The sequence below is a fragment of the Variovorax ginsengisoli genome (genome assembly GCF_030486595.1).
In the GTDB taxonomy this organism is placed as follows: Bacteria; Pseudomonadota; Gammaproteobacteria; order Burkholderiales; family Burkholderiaceae_C; genus Variovorax; species Variovorax ginsengisoli_B.
In genome coordinates this window covers 130,129-149,251 of sequence record NZ_JAUJZH010000014.1, presented here as the reverse complement: position 1 = coordinate 149,251, position 19,123 = coordinate 130,129, and the positions used below count along the sequence as shown (strand labels likewise).

The following is a 19,123-nucleotide window of genomic DNA, read 5'->3' as shown; positions in this document are numbered from 1 at the left end:
CTTCCCAAAGAAAGCTGATCATGAATTCAAGACTTGAAACCCGAGGCGGGCGCTGGGGCGCCGCGCTGCTGCCGCTGTTCGCCGCGCTGGTGCTGGCCGGCTGCGCGACCGCACCGGCCGAACTGCCGACCTTCAACCTGCCGGCCCAGTTCAAGGAGCAGGCCGCCGACACGCAGGGCAGCTGGACCCGGGCCCAACCTGCCGAGGCGCAGCCGCGCGGCGATTGGTGGCGCAGCTTCAACGACCCGGTGCTCGACCAGCTGATCGAACGCGCGGACGCCCGCAACACCAGCGTCCAGGCGGCGGCGGCGCGGCTGGCCGAGGCGCGGGCCCTGGCCCGCAGCACCGATGCCGACCTCGCGCCGCAGATCGGCCTGGGCGCCGGTGCCGCGCGAAGTGCCGGACTCGACCGCAACCAGAGCCCGCGGCCTTCGACCCTGGCGCGGGCCGGTTTCGATTTTTCCTATGAGCTCGATCTGTTCGGCAAGCTCTCCGGCGCCAGCGATGCCGCGCGCCTCGACGCCGATTCGCGCGCCGGCCTGCTGCAGAGCACGCGCCTGCTGGTCCAGGCCGAAGTGGCCCAGACCTACCTTGCGCTGCGCGCGGTCGATGCCGAGCGGGTGCTGGTGCGCGACACGGTCGAGGCCTATCGCGACACGCTGCGCCTGACGCAGAGCCGCGAGCGGGCAGGGGACGTGGCCGAGCTCGATGTGGCGCGGGTCGAGACCGAGGTCGCTTCCAACGAGTCCGATGCGATGACGCTGGACCGCCGCCGTGCCGAACTGGAGCACGCCCTGGCGGTGCTGGTCGGCGACCTGGCGTCCGACTTCGACGTCGGCGCGGGCGAGTGGTCCACCGCCTTGCCGACGATCCCGCCGGGCGTGCCCGCCACCGTGCTGTCGCGCCGGCCCGACATCTCGGCGGCCCAGAAGTCGGTGCTGGCGGCGCAGGCGCGGGTCGGCGTCGCGCAGGCGGCCTGGTTTCCCGACATCACGCTGACGGGCGCCGGCGGCTATGCCTCCAACGACGTCGGCGACCTGCTGAAGTGGTCGGCGCGCTCCTGGGGCATCGGGGCCTTGCTCGCGCTTCCGGTGTTCGACGGCGGCCGGCGCGAGGCCGGCGTGCAGGGCGCGTCGGCGCTGCTCGACGGCGCACTGGCCAACTACCGGACGCAGGTGCTGGTCGCCTTCAAGGAAGTGGAGGATCAGCTGTCGTCGCTGCGCATCCTGGCCCAGCAATCGGGCGTGCAGGCCAAGGCCGTCGCGTCGGCCGAGCGTGCCACCCTGCTTTCGAACTCGCGCTACCGCAACGGCATGATCAGCCAGCTCGACCTGCTCGACGCGCGCCGCAGCGAACTGCAGAACCGGCGGCAGGCGCTGCAGGTGAAGGCGTCGCAGTACCAGGCGACCGTGGGGCTGATCCGGGCGCTGGGGGGCAGTTGGGATGCGCAGGCGGTGTCGCTCGCGCCGACCGACGCCCAGCAGGCGCAAGTGGCGGCTCGCTGAGCGGCCCCGGTTGCTCGGCCGTTCAGCGCCCCATGGGCAGACCGTGGAACGCGCTGTGCGCCCAGCCGTCGGGATCGGCCAGCTTGCGCAGCTGGTGGGCGCCCATGACGAGCGCGTTGGCGTAGGTGGCCTGCGGGTTGGCGGCGCAGTAGATGCCGCTGTAGTGGATCGCCTCGGCGGCGTCGCTGGGGAGGGCTTCCAGGATCACCCAGAAGAACTGATTCTTGTCGCGCTCCTCGACCGTGAGCGCTATGTCGCGTAAGCCTGGCATTCGCCGTGGTTCCCTTTTTTCTTCATGGCGTCGAAGGTAAGGGTGAAATGCATGAATGCTTTAGGATTCATTTCAAGCCGGTTGCGGGGATCGTGAGGAAGATCACGTAAAGGACAATCGCGCTCATGAATTCCAATGTGCCAGGCGGCCGGGCCCGCTGCGTCATGGTCCTCGGCACCACCAGCGGCGCCGGCAAGAGCTGGCTGGCGACGGCGCTGTGCCGCTGGTTCGCGCGCCAGGGCCTCCGGGTGGCGCCGTTCAAGGCGCAGAACATGAGCAACAACGCCCGCGTGGTGGCGGGCGGGGAGATCGGCAGCGCGCAGTACTTCCAGGCGCTGGCGGCGCGCGCCGAGCCCGATGTCCGCATGAACCCGCTGCTGCTCAAGCCCGAGCGCGACACCCACAGCCAGGTGGTGCTGATGGGGCAGGTGAGCCCGGAGCTCACGGCCTTGCCCTGGCGCGGGCGCAGCGAGCGCGTCTGGCCGCAGATCGCGCAGGCGCTCGACGCCCTGCGCGCCGAGAACGACGTAGTGGTCATCGAGGGTGCCGGCTCGCCCGCCGAGATCAACCTGATGGCCAGCGACATCGTCAACCTGCGGGTGGCGCGGCACGCCGATGCCCGTTGCCTGCTGGTCACCGACATCGATCGGGGCGGGGCCTTCGCGCATCTCTACGGCACCTGGGCGCTGATGCCCGCAGCCGACCGCGCGCTGATCGCCGGCTTCGTGCTCAACAAGTTCCGGGGCGATGCGTCGCTGCTCGAGCCCGCGCCGCAGCAGTTGCAGGCCTTGACCGGCGTGCCGACGGTGGCGACGCTGCCCATGTGGTGGCAGCACGGCTTGCCGGAGGAGGACGGCGTCTTCGACGACCGCAGCGTGGCGGCGGGCGGCGAAGTCACGCGCACCATCGCCGTGGTCGCCTATCCGCGCATCAGCAACCTGGACGAATTCCAGCCGCTCAAGAACATCGCCGGGGTGCGCCTGCGCTGGGCCCGCAGTCCGGCCGACGTGGCCGGCGCCGACTGGATCATCCTGCCCGGCTCGAAGAACACGAGCGGCGATCTCGCCTGGCTGCGCGCCCAGGGCCTCGACCGCGCGGTGGCCGCGCATGCGAAACGCGGCGGCGCCGTGCTCGGCATCTGCGGCGGGCTGCAGATGCTCGGCGAGGCGCTGATCGATCCGCATGGGGTCGACGGCAACGGGCCGGGGCTCGGGCTGCTGCCGGTGGTCACCGTCTTCGCCGCCGACAAGACCGTTCGCCAGCGCGAGGCGAAATTCTCGAAGCTGGCGGGCCCGTGGTCCGCTTTGTCCGGGCTCAGCGTGCGGGGCTACGAAATCCATCATGGCCAGACGGCCGAACACACCGCCATGGCGGCCGCCGGCGACCGCGCCACGGCGGTCATGGCGGACGATCTCGCGTGGCAGAACAGCACCGGCCATGTGCTCGGCCTCTACCTGCACGGCCTCTTCGAGGACCCCGGCGCGCTCCAGGCGCTGTTCGGCGTCGAGGCGCGTACGCTCGATGCCGTGTTCGACGGCCTGGCCGACCACATCGATTCCCACTTTGAACCGGGCGTGCTGCGCTCCCTCATCGAATGACCCCGCTACAACTTCCCTCGATCGACAGCATCGACGACGCCGCCTTCGCGGCACGGCTGCAACAGCTGCTCGACAACAAGACCAAACCCGTCGGCGCGCTCGGCCGGCTGGAGGCGCTGGCGCTGCGCATCGCGTGCATCCTGGGCAGCACGGCGCCGGTGCTCGACGCGCCGCAGATGCTGGTCTGCGCCGGGGACCACGGACTCGCGGCGCGCGGCGTGTCGGCGTACCCCAGCGACGTGACCTGGCAGATGGTCGAGAACTTCCTGGCCGGCGGTGCAGCCGTGAGCGTGCTGGCCCGGCAGCACCGCCTGAACCTGACCGTCGTCGATTGCGGCGTGCGACACGACTTCGCGCCGCGAAAAGGCCTGCTGCTGCGCAAGGTCGCGCCGGGCACCGCCGATGCCTCCCTGGGGCCGGCGATGAGCATGGCGCAGTGCGAGCAGGCCATCGCGAACGGCATGGCGCTGATGCGCGATCTGCCCGGCAATGCCGTGCTGCTGGGCGAGATGGGCATCGGCAACTCGTCCGCGGCGGCGATGCTGCTGGCCCGGATCTCCGGGCAGGACATCGATGCCTGCACCGGCGCCGGGACCGGCCTCGATGCCGCCGGGCGGGCCCACAAGCGCAAGGTGCTGCGCGGCGTGCTCGAGCTGCACGCGGCGGCCACCGACCCGCTGGCCGCGCTGGCCGCCTTCGGCGGCTTCGAGATCGCGACGCTGGTGGGCGCGGTGCTGCAGGCGGCGCAAGAGCGGCGGGTGATCGTGCTCGACGGCTTCATCGCCAGTGCCGCGGTGCTGGTGGCGAACGCGCTGCGCCCGCATGTCGTGCAACGCTGCATCGCCGCGCACGAGTCGGCCGAACCGGGTCACCGGCTGCTGTTGAACTACCTGGAGCTGCAGCCGCTGCTGCAGCTGGACCTGCGTCTTGGCGAAGGGTCCGGTGCGGCGCTGGCATGGCCGCTGCTCGAATCCGCCTGCTGCATCCTGCGCGACATGGCGAGCTTCGAGTCAGCCGGCGTTTCGAGGCAGGAGCCGGCATGAACGGCGTGCGCCACTTTCTGCTGGCGCTGCAGTTCTTCACGCGGGTTCCGGTCACGGGGCCGCTCGCGGGCTGGGTCGGCTTCAGCCCGGCGATGCTGCGCGCGAGCGCGGCGCATTTCCCGGGCGTCGGCTGGCTGGTGGGTGCGGTCGCCGCCGGCGTGTTCTGCATCGCGCAGGCCGGGCTTCCGGGCTTCGCCGGTGCGCTGGCGGCGGCGGCGCTGTCGACGATCGCCACCGTTCTCATGACCGGCGCGTTTCACGAGGATGGCCTGGCCGACGTCGCGGATGGCCTCGGCGGATCGGCCGATCGCGCGCGCGCGCTCGAGATCATGAAAGATTCGCGGATCGGCGCCTTCGGCGCGATCGCGCTGGTGCTGGCGCTGGGCCTGAAGGTGCTGCTGCTGGGTGCGCTGGCGGGGCAGGGCGTGCCGACCGTGGTTCTCGCGCTCGTGAGCGCCCATGTGCTGTCGCGCCTCGCGCCGCTGTTCCTGATCCGCTGGCTGCCCTACGTCGGGGACGAGAACGCGGCGAGCAAATCGAAGCCGCTGGCCGACGCGATCGGCAATGGCGCCTTGCTGGTCGGCGTTGCGTGGTCGCTGCCGGCGATGGGCTGGCTGGTGATGACGCAGGGCGCGATGCGGGGATTGGCGCCGGTGCTGCTGTGCGCGCTGGCCGCGTGGCTGGTCGCGCGGCTGCTGCGGCGCCGGCTGCGCGGGTTCACGGGAGATGGCCTGGGTGCGACGCAGCAAGTGTGCGAACTGGCGATCTACCTCGCGCTGGCGTGGCGGGCATGAAGCTGCTGCTCGTGCGCCATGCGCGGACCACTGCCGTCGATGGCTTCTGCTACGGGCGAACGGATGTTCCCGTGCTGCCCGAACTGACCCGTGCCGTGGCCGAGCGGGTGGCGCCGGCGTTGCCTGAAGGGGTTTCGCTGACCTGTTCGCCCTTGTCGCGCTGTTCGGAACTCGCGCAAGCCATCGTCGCGCTGCGTCCCGATCTGGCCGTGGCCGGCGCCGACCCGCGCATCGCCGAGATGGATCTGGGCGACTGGGAAGAGCAGCTCTGGTCGGCCATCGACCGCGCCGAGATCGACGCCTGGACGCGGGATTTCGCGGATGTGCGGGCGGGGCGCAGCGGCGAATGCACGCGGCAGTTCATGCGGCGGGTGGGCGAGGCCTTCGATGCCTGGCGTGCCGGCGGCCGCGATGCGGTCTGGATCACGCATGCCGGCGTGATTCGTTGCGCCTGGCTGCTGCGCGACGGCATCCGCGCCATCGAACGGTCCGATCAGTGGCCGGGCCGGCCGATCGCTTTCGGCGAGTGCATCACGATCGAGATCGTGAACGACGCGCCCGGCGTGTCGCGCTGCCCGCTTCAGGGCGCCGGCGTCTTGGGCTTGTAGTCGCAGTAAGGTGACACCGCGCACTTCCAGCACAGGGGCTTGCGGGCCACGCAGGTGTAGCGCCCGTGCAGGATCAGCCAGTGGTGGGCGTGCAGCCGGTAGGCCTCGGGCACCCGCTTCTCTAGCTTGAGCTCGACCTCGAGCGGCGTCTTGCCGGGCGCCAGCCCGGTGCGGTTGCCGACCCGGAAGATGTGGGTGTCGACCGCGATGGTCGGCTCGCCGAAGGCGACGTTGAGCACCACGTTGGCGGTCTTGCGGCCGACGCCGGGCAGGGCTTCCAGTTCGGCCCGCGTGCGCGGCACTTCGCCGCCGTGCTGTTCGACCAGCATCCGGCAGGCCTCGATCAGGTGCTTCGCCTTGCTCCGGTACAGGCCGATGGTCTTGATGTAGCGCTCGAGCCCCTCGACGCCCAGGTCCAGGATCGCCTGCGGCGTGTTGGCGACCGGAAACAGCTGACGGGTGGCCCTGTTGACCCCGACGTCGGTGGCCTGGGCGGACAGCAGCACGGCCGCGAGCAGTTCGAAGGGCGTCTTGTATTCGAGTTCGGTCTCGGGGCTCGGATTGGCCGCCTGCAGGGTGGCGAAGAACGGCTCTATGTCTGATTTCTTCATCGTGGCGGGGAGTTTAGGGGGCTGCGACAATCGCTTCCTGCAACTCCTCCCAAGAAGGCTCTCATGCAATTCGCTTCCCGACTCGACAACGTCGAAACCTCCGCCATCCGCGAACTCTTCAAGCTGCTGGGCACGCCCGGCATCATCAGCTTTGCGGGCGGCTTTCCGGACAGCGCGATGTTCGACGTCGAGGGGCTGAAGGAGGCCAGCGCCAAGGCGCTCGCCGAAGAGCCCGGCGGGGCGCTGCAGTATGGCGCCACCGAGGGCTACGAGCCGCTGCGCACGCAGCTGTCGGCCTTCATGAAGACCAAGGGCGTCGAGGTCGACCCGAGCGGCCTGATCGTGACCACCGGCAGCCAGCAGGCGCTCGACCTGCTCGGCAAGACGCTGATCTCGCCCGGCGACAAGGTGATCGTCGAAGGCCCGACCTTCCTCGCGACGATCCAGTGCTTCCGCCTCTACGGCGCGCAGCTCATCAGCGCGCCGGTCGACGCCGACGGCGTGCGCACCGACGAGCTCGAGAAACTCATCGCCGAACACAAGCCGAAGTTCGTCTACCTGATCCCCACATTCGGCAATCCCAGCGGCGCGATGCTGAGCCTGGAGCGCCGCCGCAAGGTGCTCGAGATGGCAGTGCGCTACCAGGCGCTGATCGTCGAGGACGACCCCTATGGCGACCTCTACTTCGACCAGGCGCCGCCGCCCTCGATCATGTCGCTGACCCAGGACGTCCCGGGCAGCCGCGCGCTGGTGGCGCATTGCGGCAGCCTCAGCAAGGTGCTGAGCCCCGGCCTGCGCATCGGCTGGATGATCGGCCCGGCCGAGCTGCTCGCCAAGGCGACCATGTGCAAGCAGTTCAGCGACGCCCACACCAGCACCTTCGCCCAGGCGACCGCCGCGCAGTACCTCAAGAGCGGCCGGATGCCGGCCACGCTGGCCCATGTGCGCGAGGTCTACGCCGAACGTGCGCGCGCGATGGGCGAGGCGCTGCGGCGCGAGCTGGGCGACGCCATCACTTTCACGCAGCCGGGCGGCGGGCTGTTCTTCTGGGCCCGCCTGACCGGTGCCGGCGGCAAGGTCGCGGACGCCAACGTGCTCGCCAAGCGGGCGATCGAGAAACTCGTGGCCTTCGTGCCCGGCGCACCCTTCTTCGCCGAGAAGCCGGATGTCGCCACGCTGCGCCTGAGTTTCGCGACCGCCAATGTGGAGAAGATCCGCGAGGGAATCGCGCGGCTCGGCACGGCGCTCTGAAGCCTTCGACAAGGTAGGTCAGCGCCGTCACGTCGCTGACACATCGCCTTCGTCTCCGCGTCATCTGTCGTGGCTACCTTCATGGGTTGATATCCCGAACGTCAAACCGATGAAAGAAGCACACACCGAATGACCGCGAAACACCCGTCCGAAGTCCCGTCGATCGACCTGGACGACATCGGCTACAACAAGACCTCGAATCCTTCCTTCAGCGATCTGGTCGAGGCCCGCCTGAGCCGCCGCAACCTGTTCGGACTCGGCGTCGGCAGTGCCAGCGTCGCGCTGTTGCAGGCCTGTGGTGGCGGCGGCAGCAATGGCTTCATTCCTGTCGCCGCCGCGGCACCGGCGCCTGCCCCGGCGCCCGCACCCGCACCCGCACCCGCGCCGCCGCCGGCGCCAGCTGCCGCCAAGCTCGGTTTCACCGCCGTGCCGAAGAGCCTGGACGATGTGGTCTCGGTGCCCGCCGGCTACACGGCCAGCGTGCTGTACCGACTCGGCGACCCGATCGCGACCGGCGTGCCGGCCTACCTCAACGACGGCACCGATGCGCCCGCCAGCTATGACCGTCGGGCGGGCGACCACCACGACGGCATGACCTTCTTCGGCATCGACGCCTCGAATAAGTGGGATCCGGCCGCCGCGGCCCGCGGCCTGCTCGCGATGAACCACGAAGCCATCACGGCGCTGTTCCTGCATCCCACCGGCCAAACCATCGTCGGCACCGGCAACGCTGCCGTGCGCAGCGTCGCTGCAGAGGTGCAACGCGAATTCTTCGTCCACGGCGTGAGCGTGATCGAAGTCGCCAAGAGCGGGACCGCCTGGAACTACAAGCAGGACTCAAGCTTCAACCGCCGCGTCCACACGCTGACCGAGATGCAGTTCTCAGGCCCGGCGGCAAGGACCGACTACCTGAAGACCAAGTTCTCGAGCGACGGCAGCAGGACCCGCGGCACGGTCAACAACTGCGCCAACGGCACCACGCCGTGGGGCACTTACCTCACCTGCGAAGAAAACTGGGCGGGCTACTTCCGTCGCATCGCGGCCACCGACAACCCCAACCGCAGCGCGAAGGAGATCGCGGCCTTCGGACGCTACGGCGTCGCCGGCACCGGCCGCGAACTCTGGGCCACCGTCACGCCCGACACCAGCGACAACCTCTATGGCCGCTGGAACGCGGAGGTGATCAGCGGCGCCGCGAGCGCCGTGGACGATTACCGCAACGGCGCCAACGCTTACGGCTGGGTGGTGGAGATCGACCCCTTCACGCCCGCCAGCACGCCGAAGAAGCGCACCGCGCTGGGCCGCTTCGGCCATGAGGGCGCCTGCCTCGGCCCGGTCGTGGTCGGCAAGCCGCTGGTCTGGTACATGGGCGACGACGCGCAGAACGAGTACATCTACAAATTCGTCTCGACCAAGGCGTGGAACGCGGCCGACATCAATGGCGGCATCGCCGCCGGCGACAAGTACATGGACGACGGCAAACTCTACGTCGCGCGCTTCAACGCCGACGGCACCGGCAACTGGCTCGAACTCGCGTTGGGCGTCAACGGCATCACGGCCGGCAACCCCGCATATGCCTTCGCCGATGCCGCGGACGTGCTGATCAACGTTCGTCTCGCAGCAGACGCGGCCGGCGCGACCAAGATGGACCGGCCGGAGTGGACCGCCGTCAATCCGAAGAACGGCGAGGTGTACGTGACCCTCACCAACAACACGGCGCGACCCGTCGGCGGCACCGATGCTGCCAACCCGCGCTCGTACAACGATCCCAAGGGCCCGACCCAGACCGCGCAGAAGGGCAATCCGAACGGCCACGTCGTGCGCTTCGCGGATGCCGGCGGCAACCCGGCCGCGACGACCTTCAAGTGGGACGTCTATCTGTTTGGCGCGCGCTCCACGGCATCGGCCGACGTCAACCTGTCGAGCCTGGTCGCAGACAACGACTTCTCTAGTCCGGACGGTATGTGGTTCAGCTCGGCGACCGCCGGGCTGCTCTGGCTCGAGACGGACGACAGCAAGTACACCGACGTGACCAACTGCATGATGCTGGCCGCCCTGCCGGGCCAGGTCGGCGATGGTGGCGCGAAGACGATCACCAACGTCGACGGCGCGACCAGTGCCACGCAGGCGACCCTGATCGGCAAGGCGCCGGGCACGGATGGCCTGCGCCGCTTCCTCGTCGGGCCGAAGGATTGCGAGATCACCGGCATTGCGGAGTCCGGCGACGGCCGCGCGCTGTTCGTGAACATCCAGCACCCGGGCGAGACCACGCCGGCCGCCAACATCGGCGACCCCACCAAGTTCGGCAGTCACTGGCCCGGGGGCGGCACCTCGCGTCCGCGCTCGGCGACGGTGGTGATCACCAGAGACGATGGCGGCCTGATCGGGCTCTGACGCGAAGCGGCCCCGGGTTCAGGCGATGGCCTGCCCGAAGTCCGCGATGAGTTCGTCGGCGCCTTCGAGCCCGACCGAGACCCGGACCAGCCCGTCGGCGATCCCCATCTCGGCGCGCACCACCGGGCCTGCTTCCCAGTAGATCGTTGGCGCCACCGGGATCACCAGCGTCCGGTTGTCGCCGAGGCCGGTGGCCTTGATGGCCAGCTGCAGGCGGTCGAGCGCGGCCGGCATGCGGCTGCTGTCGCGCAGTTCGAAAGCCAGCAGCCAGGACCCGGCCTGGAAGTGCTTCGTCGCCAGCGCATGCTGCGGATGGCTTGCGAGCATCGGGTAGTGCACCCTGGCGACCGCCGCATGGGCTTCGAGAAAGCGCGCCAGCGCCAGCGCGGTCGCGCTGGTCTGCGCCACCCGCAGCGCCAGCGTCTCGGCACCCAGGCTGATGCGGTGGGCCTGCTCGGGTGCCAGGGTGCCGCCCATGTCGCGCAGCCCCTTCTTGCGGATCTGCTGCAGTCCCCATTGCCGGGGGTCGAGCCCGCGGTAGCTGGCGGCGATGTTGGGATACGCGCCCCAGTCGAACGCGCCGGTGTCCGTGACCGCGCCGCCCAGCGCCGCCCCGTGGCCGGCGATGGTCTTGGTCAGCGAGTTCACGACCAGCCCGGCGCCGACGCTGCGCGGCCGGAACAGGGCAGGGGAGGTGATCGTGTTGTCCACCACGTAGAGCAGTCCGCGCTCGCGGCACAAGGCGCCGATCGCCTCGAGGTCGGGGACCTGGGTGCCGGGGTTGGCGATGGTCTCGACGAACACCATGCGCGTCTTCGGCCGCAGGGCGTCGCGCACGCGATCGACCGAGCCCGCGTCGACCTTGTCGACCGCCACGCCCAGTCCGGCCAGGGTGCCGAACAGGCTGTTGGTGTTGCCGAACACGAAATGGCTCGAGACGACGTGGTCGCCGGCGCGCAGCAAGGTGAGGAAGACCGCGCTCAGCGCAGCCATGCCGCTGGAGAAGCAGATGCTGCCGAGGCCCTGTTCGAGCTGCGTCAGCTTGGCTTCGAGCGCGGCCGTGGTCGGCGTGCCCTGGCGGGCATAGCTGAAGCTGTTCTTGAGCGTGCCCTGGAAGACGCCGATCAGGTCCTCGGTGCGCTCGTAGCCATACTGCACAGAGGTGTGGATCGGCTTGTGGATCGCGCCGTGCTCGACGCCGCCGCGGCGATCGCTGTGCAGGGTCGCGGAGACGGGCGGCGGGCGCTTGTCGTCGGCCATGAGGCTCACCGGAGCACTTCGAGCAGGCGGTCGAGGCCGCCTTCGTTGATCGCCACCATCGCCTGTTCGCGCACCAACGGCTTCGCGTGGAAGGCCACCGAGAGGCCGGCTTCGCCCATCATCGGCAGGTCGTTGGCGCCGTCGCCGACGGCGATCGTCTCGGCCGCCGAGATGCCCAGCAGCGAGGCCACCTCGAGCAGCGTGCGGCGCTTCTCGGCGCCATCGCAGATGTCGCCCCAGGACTGCTGCACGACCTCGCCCGTGAGCAGGCCGTCGGCTTCGTCGAGCAGGTTGGAGCGCGCGAAATCGATGCCCAGCCGATCCTTCACGCGGTTGGCGAAAAAGGTGAAGCCGCCCGACACCAGCAGCACCTTGAGACCCGCAGCCTTGCAGGCCAGAACGAGTTGCGCCGCACCCGGATTGAGCTGCAGGCGCTGGTCGTAGACCTGCTGCAGGGCCGCCACCGGAACGCCCTTCAGCAGCGCCACGCGCCGCCGCAGGCTTTCCTTGAAGTCCTTGATCTCGCCGCGCATCGTGGCCTCGGTGATGGCCGCGACCTCGGCCTTCTTGCCGACCGCATCGGCGATTTCGTCGATGCATTCGATGTTGATCAGGGTCGAGTCCATGTCGAACGCGATCAGCTTGAAGTCGGCGAGCGCGAGCGGCGGCGTGAAGCGCTGCACGACGAGGCCGGGGGAGAGTTCTTTCATGCGGGTGTCGGCTCCTGTACTTTGGGCTGGCCCAGGCTGCGCAGCACGTCGCGCACCATCTGCGCCCGCTCCTTGGGCTCCTTCAGCTCGCGCTCGATGCGCAGCTTCTCGTTGCCCGCGAGCTTGATGTGCTTGTTCTTCTGGATCAGGTGGATGATGTTCATCGAGTCGATCGGCGGATCTTTCTTGAAGGTGATATGGATCACCCCCGGCGCCGCATCGACCTTGATCACGCCGTAGGGCCGCGCCAGCACCCGCAGGCGGTGCACGTCGATCAGCGTCTGCGCCTGCGACGGCAGCTTGCCGAAGCGGTCGACGATCTCCTCGAGCAAGGTGTCGATCTGGTCCGGCGTCTTGGCGGTCGCCAGCTTCTTGTAGAAGGACAGCCGCAGGTGGACGTCGCCGCAATAGTCGTCGGGCAGCAGGGCCGGCGCATGCAGGTTGATCTCGGTCGTGACCGACAGCGGCGCCAGCAGGTCGGGCTCCTGCCCGGCCTTGAGCGAGCGCACCGCCTCGGCCAGCATCTCGTTGTAGAGCTGGAAGCCGATCTCCATCATGTTGCCGCTCTGGTTCTCGCCCAGCACTTCGCCGGCGCCGCGGATCTCCAGGTCGTGCATCGCGAGGTAGAAGCCCGAGCCCAGCTCTTCCATCTGCTGGATCGCGTCCAGGCGCTGCGCCGCCTGCTTGGTCAGGCCTTCGATGTCCGGCACCATCAGGTACGCATAGGCCTGGTGGTGGCTGCGGCCGACCCGGCCGCGCAGCTGGTGCAGCTGTGCCAGGCCGAACTTGTCGGCGCGGCTCATCACGATGGTGTTGGCGGTCGGCACGTCGATGCCGGTCTCGATGATGGTCGAGCACAGGAGCAGGTTGTAGCGCTGGGCCACGAAGTCGCGCATGACGCGCTCGAGCTCGCGCTCGGGCATCTGGCCGTGGGCCACCGCGATGCGCGCCTCGGGCAGGATCTGCTCGAGCTTCTGGCGCCGGTTCTCGATCGTCTCGACCTCGTTGTGCAGGAAGTAGACCTGGCCGCCGCGCTTCAGCTCGCGCAGCACCGCCTCGCGGATCACGCCTGTGCCCTCGTTGCGGACGAAGGTCTTGATCGCCAGCCGCCGCTGCGGCGCGGTGGCGATCACGCTCAGGTCGCGCAGGCCTTCCAGCGCCATGCCCAGGGTGCGCGGGATCGGCGTCGCGGTCAGCGTCAGCACGTCGACCTCGGCCCGCATCGCCTTCATCGCCTCCTTGTGGCGGACGCCGAAGCGGTGCTCCTCGTCGATGATCAGGAGGCCCAGGTTCTTGAACTTGACCGACTGCGACAGCAGCTTGTGCGTGCCCACCACGATGTCCACGCTGCCGTCGGCGAGTCCCTTGGCGGCCGCAGTGATCTCCTTGGCGGAGCGGAAGCGGCTCATCTCGGCGACCTTGACCGGCCACTTGGCGAAGCGGTCGACCAGTGTCTGGTAGTGCTGCTCGGCCAGCAGGGTGGTCGGCGCCAGGAAGGCCACCTGCTTGCCGCCGGTCACGGCCACGAAGGCGGCGCGCAGGGCGACCTCGGTCTTGCCGAAACCGACGTCGCCGCAGACCAGCCGGTCCATTGGCTGGGGCGAGATCATGTCCTGGATCACGGCATGGATCGCGGCCTTCTGGTCGGCGGTCTCGTCGAAGCCGAAGTCGTTGGCGAAGACCTCGTAGTCGGCCGCCGAGAAGCGGAAGGCGTAGCCCTCGCGCGCCGCGCGCCGGGCATAGATGTTGAGCAGTTCGGCGGCCGAGTCGCGCACCTGCTCGGCGGCACGGCGCTTGGCCTTCTCCCACTGGCCCGAGCCCAGCTTGTGCAGCGGCGCCTCGTCGGCGCTGACGCCGGTGTAGCGGCTCACCAGGTGCAGCTGCGACACCGGCACGTACAGCGTGGCCTTGTCGGCGTACTCCAGGTGCAGCATCTCCTGCAGCAGCGGCTTGCCCTCGGCGTCCCTGCCCTGGCCCAGGTCCATGTTGACCAGTCCGCGATAGCGGCCGATGCCGTGGGCCGAATGCACCACCGGGTCGCCGATCGCCAGCTCGCTCAGGTCCTTGATCAGCGCCTCGACGTCGCTGACCTGCTCCTGCTTCTTGTTGCGCCGGCGCGTGGCCGGCGCGGTGGCGAAGAGCTCGGTCTCGGTGACGAAGTCGATGCCGTGTTCGCGCCAGGCGAAGCCGGCCACCAGGGCCGCGGTCGCGATGCCGATCTTCTCGTCGGGCTGGGCCTCGAATTCGGCCAGCGAATCGAAGGCCGGCGGCCCGACGCCGCTGGCACGCAGGAAGTCGAGCAGGCTCTCGCGCCGCCCGTCGCTTTCGGCGATCACCAGCACGCGGTGCGGCGTGCTGCGGATGTGTTCCTTGAGCTTGACCAGCGGGTCGTCCGCGCCACGCACCACGGCGAAGGGCGGCAGGACATCGAACTCGGCGTAGGGCGGCGCATCGGCGTGGGCTTCGCCGCGGATCGCCAGCTGCGCGTGCGGCTTGGCCCGCTGGTAGAACTGTTCGGCGTTCAGGAACAGCGCCTCGGGCGGCAGCGCAGGCCGTTCGGGATCGCCGCGCACCAGCCGGTAGCGCTCGGCCGTGTCCTGCCAGAAATGCTGGAAGGCCGGTTCCAGGTCGCCGTGCAGCACCACCGTGGCGTCGGGCCCCAGGTAGTCGAAGACGGTCGCGGTCTCTTCGAAGAAGAGCGGCAGGTAGTACTCGATGCCGGCCGTGGCGACGCCGTTGCCCATGTCCTTGTAGATCCGGCTGCGGGTCGGATCGCCTTCGAGCAGTTCGCGCCAGCGGTTGCGAAAGCGCGCCCGGGCGTCGTCGTCCATCGGGAATTCGCGCCCGGGCAGCAGCCGCACTTCGGGCACCGGGTAGAGGCTTCGCTGGGTGTCGGGGTCGAAGGTGCGGATCGAGTCGATCTCGTCGTCGAACAGGTCGACCCGGAATGGCACCGGCGAGCCCATCGGGAACAGGTCGATCAGTCCGCCGCGCACCGCGTATTCGCCCGGGCTCACGACCTGCGTCACGTGGGTGTAGCCGGCCAGGGTGAGCTGGGCCTTGAGCTTCGAGTCCTGCAGCTTCTGCCCGCTCTTGAACTGGAAGGTATAGCCCGCGAGAAAGGCCGGCGGCGCCAGCCGGTAGAGCGCGGTGGTCGCGGGCACCAGCACGACGTCGGCTTCTTTCTGGCTGATGCGCCAGAGCGTCGCGAGCCGTTCGCTGATCAGGTCCTGGTGCGGCGAGAAGCTGTCGTACGGCAGGGTCTCCCAGTCGGGGAACAGGGCGCAGCGCAGTTCGGGCGCGAAGAAGGCGATCTCGTCGATCAGCCGCTGGGCGTCATTGGCATCGGCGGTGAAAACGGCGGTGGCCCGGCCGGCCGCTTTTTCGCGCTCGGCCAGTTGCGCCAGCATCAGCGCATCGGCCGACAGCGGAGGGCGCGGCAGCGTGAAACGCTTGCCCGCGGTGAGGTGGGGTAGGTCCATGAAGTGCCCGGGAAATGCACAACACCCCGCGCCGGCCGGCGAGGGGTGTGCAGGGGGTCGATTCTAGAATGGCTGTCCTTTTGCCGCTGGCCGCCCTCGCTCCTCCATGTCCGCCTCCCGCTTTTTCGTCCTGATTCCCTGCGCCGGTTCCGGCAGCCGTGCCGGCAGCGCCGGCCCCAAGCAGTACCGGCGGATCGCCGGCCGGCCGATGGTCGAGCACACGCTGGAGGCGTTTCGCGCGCTGGCCGGGACATTCGCCGGCCTGGCGCTGGTGGTGGCGCCCGACGATGCCGATGTCGGCAGCGCGCTGCCGCGCTTCCCGGCCGCCGGCGAGCACCTGCTGCGGGTCGGCGGCGCCAGCCGCGCCGCCACCGTGCGCAACGGCCTGCGCGCGCTTCGGCAGCTGGGCGCAGGCCCGCACGACTGGGCGCTGGTGCACGACGCCGCGCGCTGCCTGGTCACGCCCAGCCAGATCGAGGCCCTGATCGCGGCCTGCGAGCATGACGCGGTCGGCGGCCTGCTGGCCCATCGGCTGGCGGACACGCTCAAGGTCGCCACCCCCGAGGGCCGGGTCGCGAGCACGCCGACCCGGGCCGACAAGTGGCTGGCCCAGACGCCGCAGATGTTCCGCATCGGGATGCTGCTCGACGCGCTGGAGCGCAGCGGCGACGCGGTCACCGACGAGGCCAGCGCGATCGAGGCCGTGGGCCTGGCGCCATTGCTGGTGCCGGGGAGCGCGCAGAACTTCAAGCTCACCTATGCCGAGGACTTCGCGCTGGCCGAGGCGATCCTGCAGAGCCGCAGGAGCCGCCCATGAGCGGGTGCGACATCCGGGTCGGCGAAGGCTGGGACGTGCACCAGCTGGTGGCCGGCCGCAAGCTGATCCTCGGCGGGGTCGAGGTGCCTCATGCCACGGGGCTGCTGGGCCATTCCGACGCCGATGTGCTGCTGCATGCGATCACCGATGCGCTGCTCGGTGCGGCCGGCCTCGGCGACATCGGGCGCCATTTCCCCGACACCGATCCGCAGTTCAGGGGCGCCGACTCGTCGGTGCTGCTGGCCGAGGCGGCGCGCCGCGTCCGGGCCGCCGGCTGGGAGATCGGCAACGTCGACAGCACCGTGATCGCCCAGGCGCCGAAGCTGGCGCCGCACATCCCGGCGATGTGCCAGCGCATTGCGGCGACGCTCGGCCTGGCGGTCGAGCAGGTCAACGTCAAGGCCAAGACGGCCGAGAAGCTCGGTCCGGTGGGCGAGGGCAGGGCGATGGAAGCGCGCGCCGTGGCGCTGCTGCACCGAGGGGTCGGCAGCGCAGCGCCTTGACATGGCGCAAGGCAGGCGGCGGGCTTTGCAGCGAACATGTCATCGGGGCCAAGGCCCTGGCTGCACCGCAGCGTGTGGAGGAGCCCCTCATGACGCATGTCACCGTCGACATCATCCTGCGTGAACACCGAGCGCTCTCGGCGATGCTGCGGGCGATTCTCCTGCTGCTCGGGGAGCATCGGCGCCGGAACACGGTCCCCGACCTCGCCGCCTTGGAGGCCATGGTCTTCTACATCGGCGAATTTCCCGAGAAGCTCCACCACCCCAAGGAAAGCCGGCTGCTGTTCCCCAGGCTGCGCGGGCGCGACGACAAGCTGGACGCCGTCCTCGATCGCCTCGATCGAGACCATGCGAGCGGCGGACATGCGTTGCGCGAGATCGAGCACGCGCTGCTCGGCATCCAGGTCCTGGGCGATCCCGCGGGGCGCAACGCCGGCTGGGAGGCGTTCGAAGCTGCCATGCGCCAGTACGCCCTCGCCTACCTGGAGCACATGCATGTCGAGGAGACGGAGGTCCTGCCGCTGGCGGAGGCCGTACTCGGCGCGGCAGACTGGGCCGAACTCGACGCGGCGTTCGGCGCGAACCGCGACCCGATGACCGGCTACGAGGCCGACGAGGCCTACCGGCCGCTCTTCAGGAGGATCGTCGGCGCGCTGGAAAAATCGGGCGGCATCGGTTCGGCGCTCGAAGCTTTCGCCGGCACCGCGCAGCCGAAGTTTTCCGAAGAACATCGCCCGCACGGGGGCTGAGCGAGCCTGGCGCCCTCGCTAGGCCTTGTTCGACGGTCCCGCCGCGGGCGCCGGCTTGTCCTTGGCTGCCAGGGGATCGATCTTGATCGATGCCGCGCGCGGCATCCGGATGTGGGCCGCCAGCCCGCGCCCCGGTGTGCTGGTCAGTGCGAAGGTGCCACCCATGCGCTCGATGTTCTTGGTCACGATCGACAGCCCCAGCCCGGCCCCGGCCGCCGAGGTGCGGGCGACGTCGCCGCGGAAGAAGGGCTTGCTGAGCTGCGACAGCATCGAGGCCGCGACCCCGGCCCCGTGATCGCGCACCTTGATCAGGACCGCGTCGTTGTGGGCCTGGGCCTGGATCGTGATGTCGGCCACGCCGGTGGAGGGCGTCTTGCCATAGCGGCGCGCGTTCTCCACCAGGTTGGAGATCACCCGCTGCAGTTCGACCTCGTCGGCCATCACCCGCAGGTCGGCCGGCACGTCGACCGTGATCTTGATGTCCTCGTGGTCCTGGACCGCGTAGGTGCAGGCGTCGATCACGTCGCGCAGCAGCACCGGGCGGAAATCGACGTGGTCGGGCCGGGCGTAATCGAGGAACTTGTCGATGATGGCGTCCAGCTGGGCGATGTCCGCCGCCATGTGGTCGCGTGCGTCCTCGTCGGCCACGCTCATCTCGGTCTCGAGCCGAAGGCGCGCCAGCGGCGTGCGCAGGTCGTGCGAGATGCCGGCCAGCATCACGGCGCGGTCCTGCTCGATCTTGGCCAGCTGGTCGGCCATCCGGTTGAAACCCACGTTGACCGCCCGGATCTCGTTGGTGCGGGCTCGCTCGTCCAGCCGGTGGGCCTCGTACTCGCCCTCGCGCACCTGCAGCGTGGCCTGCGACAGCTGCTTCAGCGGCCGATTGATCAGCCGCGTGATCAGCGCCGCGCCGGCCAGCGACAGCGCCATCGTGGTGGCCAGCCAGATCATCCAGGTGCGTCGGTCGAGACGGCTGAAGCGGGTCGGGTCGACCAGCAGCCAGTAGGTGTCGCTCTCGATCGTGAAGCCGACCCAGAGGCCCGGCTCGTCGTTGACCCGGCTCGCGACCGTGGTGCCCTCGCCCAGCCGCGCGATCAGTTCTTCGGTCACGCGCTGGTCGAGCGCGCCGCTGGTGTAGGGCAGGAAGCGGTCGCCCGGCTCGCGCGGCAGGATGCGCACGCCCTCCTGGTCGGCCAGCGTCTTGATCAGCGAGACCCGGGTGATGGCATCGGAATAGACCAGCGCCGCCCGCGTCAGATTGACCAGCGACGCGATCTGGTGCGCCGTCTGGATCGCGCGCGGCTCGTATTCGAGCGCCCGGAAGGTCTGCAGCCAGGCCACCGTGCAGCCGACCAGCAGCAGCACCAGCAGGAAGAAAGTGCGCCAGAAGAGGCTGAGGCCCAGGTGCAGCCGTTTCCGGCGGCGGCGCGAGCCGATGCTTCCCAGCGGGCTCGGCAGCGTGCCCTGGGTGCTGTCCTCGAGCGGGCTGGGCTGGGTGGTCTGGGGCCCGATGGCCACGTCCGTCAG

General features: G+C 69.6%; 16 protein-coding genes. 10 read left to right on the top strand and 6 right to left on the bottom strand.

Features of this window, described 5'->3' with window-relative positions:
- The first annotated feature begins 20 nt into the window (after positions 1 to 20).
- Positions 21 to 1,505: an efflux transporter outer membrane subunit gene (locus QZH52_RS19910; RefSeq protein ID WP_301812305.1), complete on the top strand. Its 1,485-nt coding sequence runs from the start codon at positions 21 to 23 to the stop codon at positions 1,503 to 1,505.
- Positions 1,506 to 1,527: 22 nt separating this feature from the next.
- Here the strand turns inward: QZH52_RS19910 and QZH52_RS19905 are convergent, their stop codons facing one another.
- Entirely contained in the window at positions 1,528 to 1,776 is a 249-nt protein-coding gene (locus QZH52_RS19905; protein WP_301812302.1) for a hypothetical protein, read from the bottom strand.
- A 125-nt stretch (positions 1,777 to 1,901) separates the two neighbouring features.
- Between QZH52_RS19905 and QZH52_RS19900 the strand changes: the two genes are divergently transcribed.
- From QZH52_RS19900 to QZH52_RS19885, 4 genes are read left to right on the top strand one after another with little or no spacing between them, the layout of a single operon-like run.
- Positions 1,902 to 3,374 (top strand): cobyric acid synthase, encoded by a 1,473-nt coding sequence (locus QZH52_RS19900; RefSeq protein WP_301812301.1) that lies wholly within the window; start codon positions 1,902 to 1,904, stop codon positions 3,372 to 3,374.
- A complete protein-coding gene (cobT, locus tag QZH52_RS19895) occupies positions 3,371 to 4,417 on the top strand; it encodes a nicotinate-nucleotide--dimethylbenzimidazole phosphoribosyltransferase (protein WP_301812298.1) in 1,047 nt (348 codons plus the stop codon). Before QZH52_RS19900 ends, cobT begins: the two co-directional genes overlap by 4 nt.
- The gene (locus QZH52_RS19890; RefSeq protein ID WP_301812296.1) at positions 4,414 to 5,211 is read left to right on the top strand and encodes an adenosylcobinamide-GDP ribazoletransferase; all 798 of its coding nucleotides are present in this window, start codon (positions 4,414 to 4,416) and stop codon (positions 5,209 to 5,211) included. The genes cobT and QZH52_RS19890 overlap by 4 nt, the downstream gene beginning before the upstream one ends.
- Complete coding sequence (locus QZH52_RS19885) at positions 5,208 to 5,819, top strand: histidine phosphatase family protein (protein ID WP_301812294.1); 612 nt, start codon at positions 5,208 to 5,210, stop codon at positions 5,817 to 5,819. The genes QZH52_RS19890 and QZH52_RS19885 overlap by 4 nt, the downstream gene beginning before the upstream one ends.
- Here QZH52_RS19885 and nth read toward each other — a convergent pair.
- Entirely contained in the window at positions 5,792 to 6,430 is a 639-nt protein-coding gene (nth, locus tag QZH52_RS19880; protein WP_301812292.1) for an endonuclease III, read from the bottom strand. The genes QZH52_RS19885 and nth overlap by 28 nt on opposite strands.
- A gap of 63 nt (positions 6,431 to 6,493) precedes the next feature.
- Here nth and QZH52_RS19875 point away from each other — a divergent pair, with 63 nt between their 5' ends.
- Positions 6,494 to 7,681, top strand: a complete 1,188-nt coding sequence (locus tag QZH52_RS19875; protein WP_301812290.1) for an aminotransferase-like domain-containing protein — start codon at positions 6,494 to 6,496, stop codon at positions 7,679 to 7,681.
- A gap of 129 nt (positions 7,682 to 7,810) precedes the next feature.
- On the top strand, positions 7,811 to 10,075 hold the full coding sequence (locus tag QZH52_RS19870) for a PhoX family protein (RefSeq protein WP_301812288.1): 2,265 nt from the start codon (positions 7,811 to 7,813) through the stop codon (positions 10,073 to 10,075).
- An 18-nt stretch (positions 10,076 to 10,093) separates the two neighbouring features.
- Here the strand turns inward: QZH52_RS19870 and QZH52_RS19865 are convergent, their stop codons facing one another.
- Genes QZH52_RS19865 through mfd form a run of 3 tightly spaced genes read right to left on the bottom strand, consistent with a single transcriptional unit; the run spans position 10,094 to position 15,527 of the window.
- On the bottom strand, positions 10,094 to 11,335 hold the full coding sequence (locus QZH52_RS19865) for a cystathionine gamma-synthase family protein (protein ID WP_301812286.1): 1,242 nt from the start codon (positions 11,333 to 11,335) through the stop codon (positions 10,094 to 10,096).
- A 5-nt stretch (positions 11,336 to 11,340) separates the two neighbouring features.
- Positions 11,341 to 12,045, bottom strand: coding sequence for a phosphoserine phosphatase SerB (gene serB / locus QZH52_RS19860; RefSeq protein ID WP_301812284.1), 705 nt, complete (start codon positions 12,043 to 12,045; stop codon positions 11,341 to 11,343).
- Complete coding sequence (mfd, locus tag QZH52_RS19855; protein WP_301812282.1) at positions 12,042 to 15,527, bottom strand: transcription-repair coupling factor; 3,486 nt, start codon at positions 15,525 to 15,527, stop codon at positions 12,042 to 12,044. The genes serB and mfd overlap by 4 nt, the downstream gene beginning before the upstream one ends.
- A gap of 106 nt (positions 15,528 to 15,633) precedes the next feature.
- Here mfd and ispD point away from each other — a divergent pair, with 106 nt between their 5' ends.
- The 3 genes from ispD (at position 15,634) to QZH52_RS19840 (ending at position 17,596) form a co-directional block, all read left to right on the top strand.
- Entirely contained in the window at positions 15,634 to 16,344 is a 711-nt protein-coding gene (gene ispD / locus QZH52_RS19850; protein ID WP_286531693.1) for a 2-C-methyl-D-erythritol 4-phosphate cytidylyltransferase, read from the top strand.
- Positions 16,341 to 16,847, top strand: coding sequence for a 2-C-methyl-D-erythritol 2,4-cyclodiphosphate synthase (gene ispF, locus QZH52_RS19845; protein ID WP_286522389.1), 507 nt, complete (start codon positions 16,341 to 16,343; stop codon positions 16,845 to 16,847). The genes ispD and ispF overlap by 4 nt, the downstream gene beginning before the upstream one ends.
- A gap of 89 nt (positions 16,848 to 16,936) precedes the next feature.
- Entirely contained in the window at positions 16,937 to 17,596 is a 660-nt protein-coding gene (locus QZH52_RS19840; protein WP_286531695.1) for a hemerythrin domain-containing protein, read from the top strand.
- 18 nt (positions 17,597 to 17,614) lie between these two features.
- Here QZH52_RS19840 and QZH52_RS19835 read toward each other — a convergent pair whose 3' ends face one another.
- Entirely contained in the window at positions 17,615 to 19,114 is a 1,500-nt protein-coding gene (locus tag QZH52_RS19835) for a sensor histidine kinase family protein (RefSeq protein WP_436411608.1), read from the bottom strand.
- Between the last annotated feature and the right edge of the window lie 9 nt (positions 19,115 to 19,123).

Excerpts from the sequence above, each read along its gene's own strand:
- nth (WP_301812292.1), bottom strand. The coding sequence starts at position 6,430 with ATGAAGAAATCAGACATAGAGCCGTTCTTCGCCACCCTGCAGGCGGCC.
- QZH52_RS19870 (WP_301812288.1), top strand. The coding sequence starts at position 7,811 with ATGACCGCGAAACACCCGTCCGAAGTCCCGTCGATCGACCTGGACGAC.
- QZH52_RS19905 (WP_301812302.1), bottom strand. The coding sequence starts at position 1,776 with ATGCCAGGCTTACGCGACATAGCGCTCACGGTCGAGGAGCGCGACAAG.
- cobT (WP_301812298.1), top strand. The coding sequence starts at position 3,371 with ATGACCCCGCTACAACTTCCCTCGATCGACAGCATCGACGACGCCGCC.
- mfd (WP_301812282.1), bottom strand. The coding sequence starts at position 15,527 with ATGGACCTACCCCACCTCACCGCGGGCAAGCGTTTCACGCTGCCGCGC.
- QZH52_RS19910 (WP_301812305.1), top strand. The coding sequence starts at position 21 with ATGAATTCAAGACTTGAAACCCGAGGCGGGCGCTGGGGCGCCGCGCTG.
- ispF (WP_286522389.1), top strand. The coding sequence starts at position 16,341 with ATGAGCGGGTGCGACATCCGGGTCGGCGAAGGCTGGGACGTGCACCAG.
- QZH52_RS19885 (WP_301812294.1), top strand. The coding sequence starts at position 5,208 with ATGAAGCTGCTGCTCGTGCGCCATGCGCGGACCACTGCCGTCGATGGC.
- QZH52_RS19890 (WP_301812296.1), top strand. The coding sequence starts at position 4,414 with ATGAACGGCGTGCGCCACTTTCTGCTGGCGCTGCAGTTCTTCACGCGG.
- ispD (WP_286531693.1), top strand. The coding sequence starts at position 15,634 with ATGTCCGCCTCCCGCTTTTTCGTCCTGATTCCCTGCGCCGGTTCCGGC.
- QZH52_RS19900 (WP_301812301.1), top strand. The coding sequence starts at position 1,902 with ATGAATTCCAATGTGCCAGGCGGCCGGGCCCGCTGCGTCATGGTCCTC.
- serB (WP_301812284.1), bottom strand. The coding sequence starts at position 12,045 with ATGAAAGAACTCTCCCCCGGCCTCGTCGTGCAGCGCTTCACGCCGCCG.
- QZH52_RS19865 (WP_301812286.1), bottom strand. The coding sequence starts at position 11,335 with ATGGCCGACGACAAGCGCCCGCCGCCCGTCTCCGCGACCCTGCACAGC.
- QZH52_RS19875 (WP_301812290.1), top strand. The coding sequence starts at position 6,494 with ATGCAATTCGCTTCCCGACTCGACAACGTCGAAACCTCCGCCATCCGC.
- QZH52_RS19840 (WP_286531695.1), top strand. The coding sequence starts at position 16,937 with ATGACGCATGTCACCGTCGACATCATCCTGCGTGAACACCGAGCGCTC.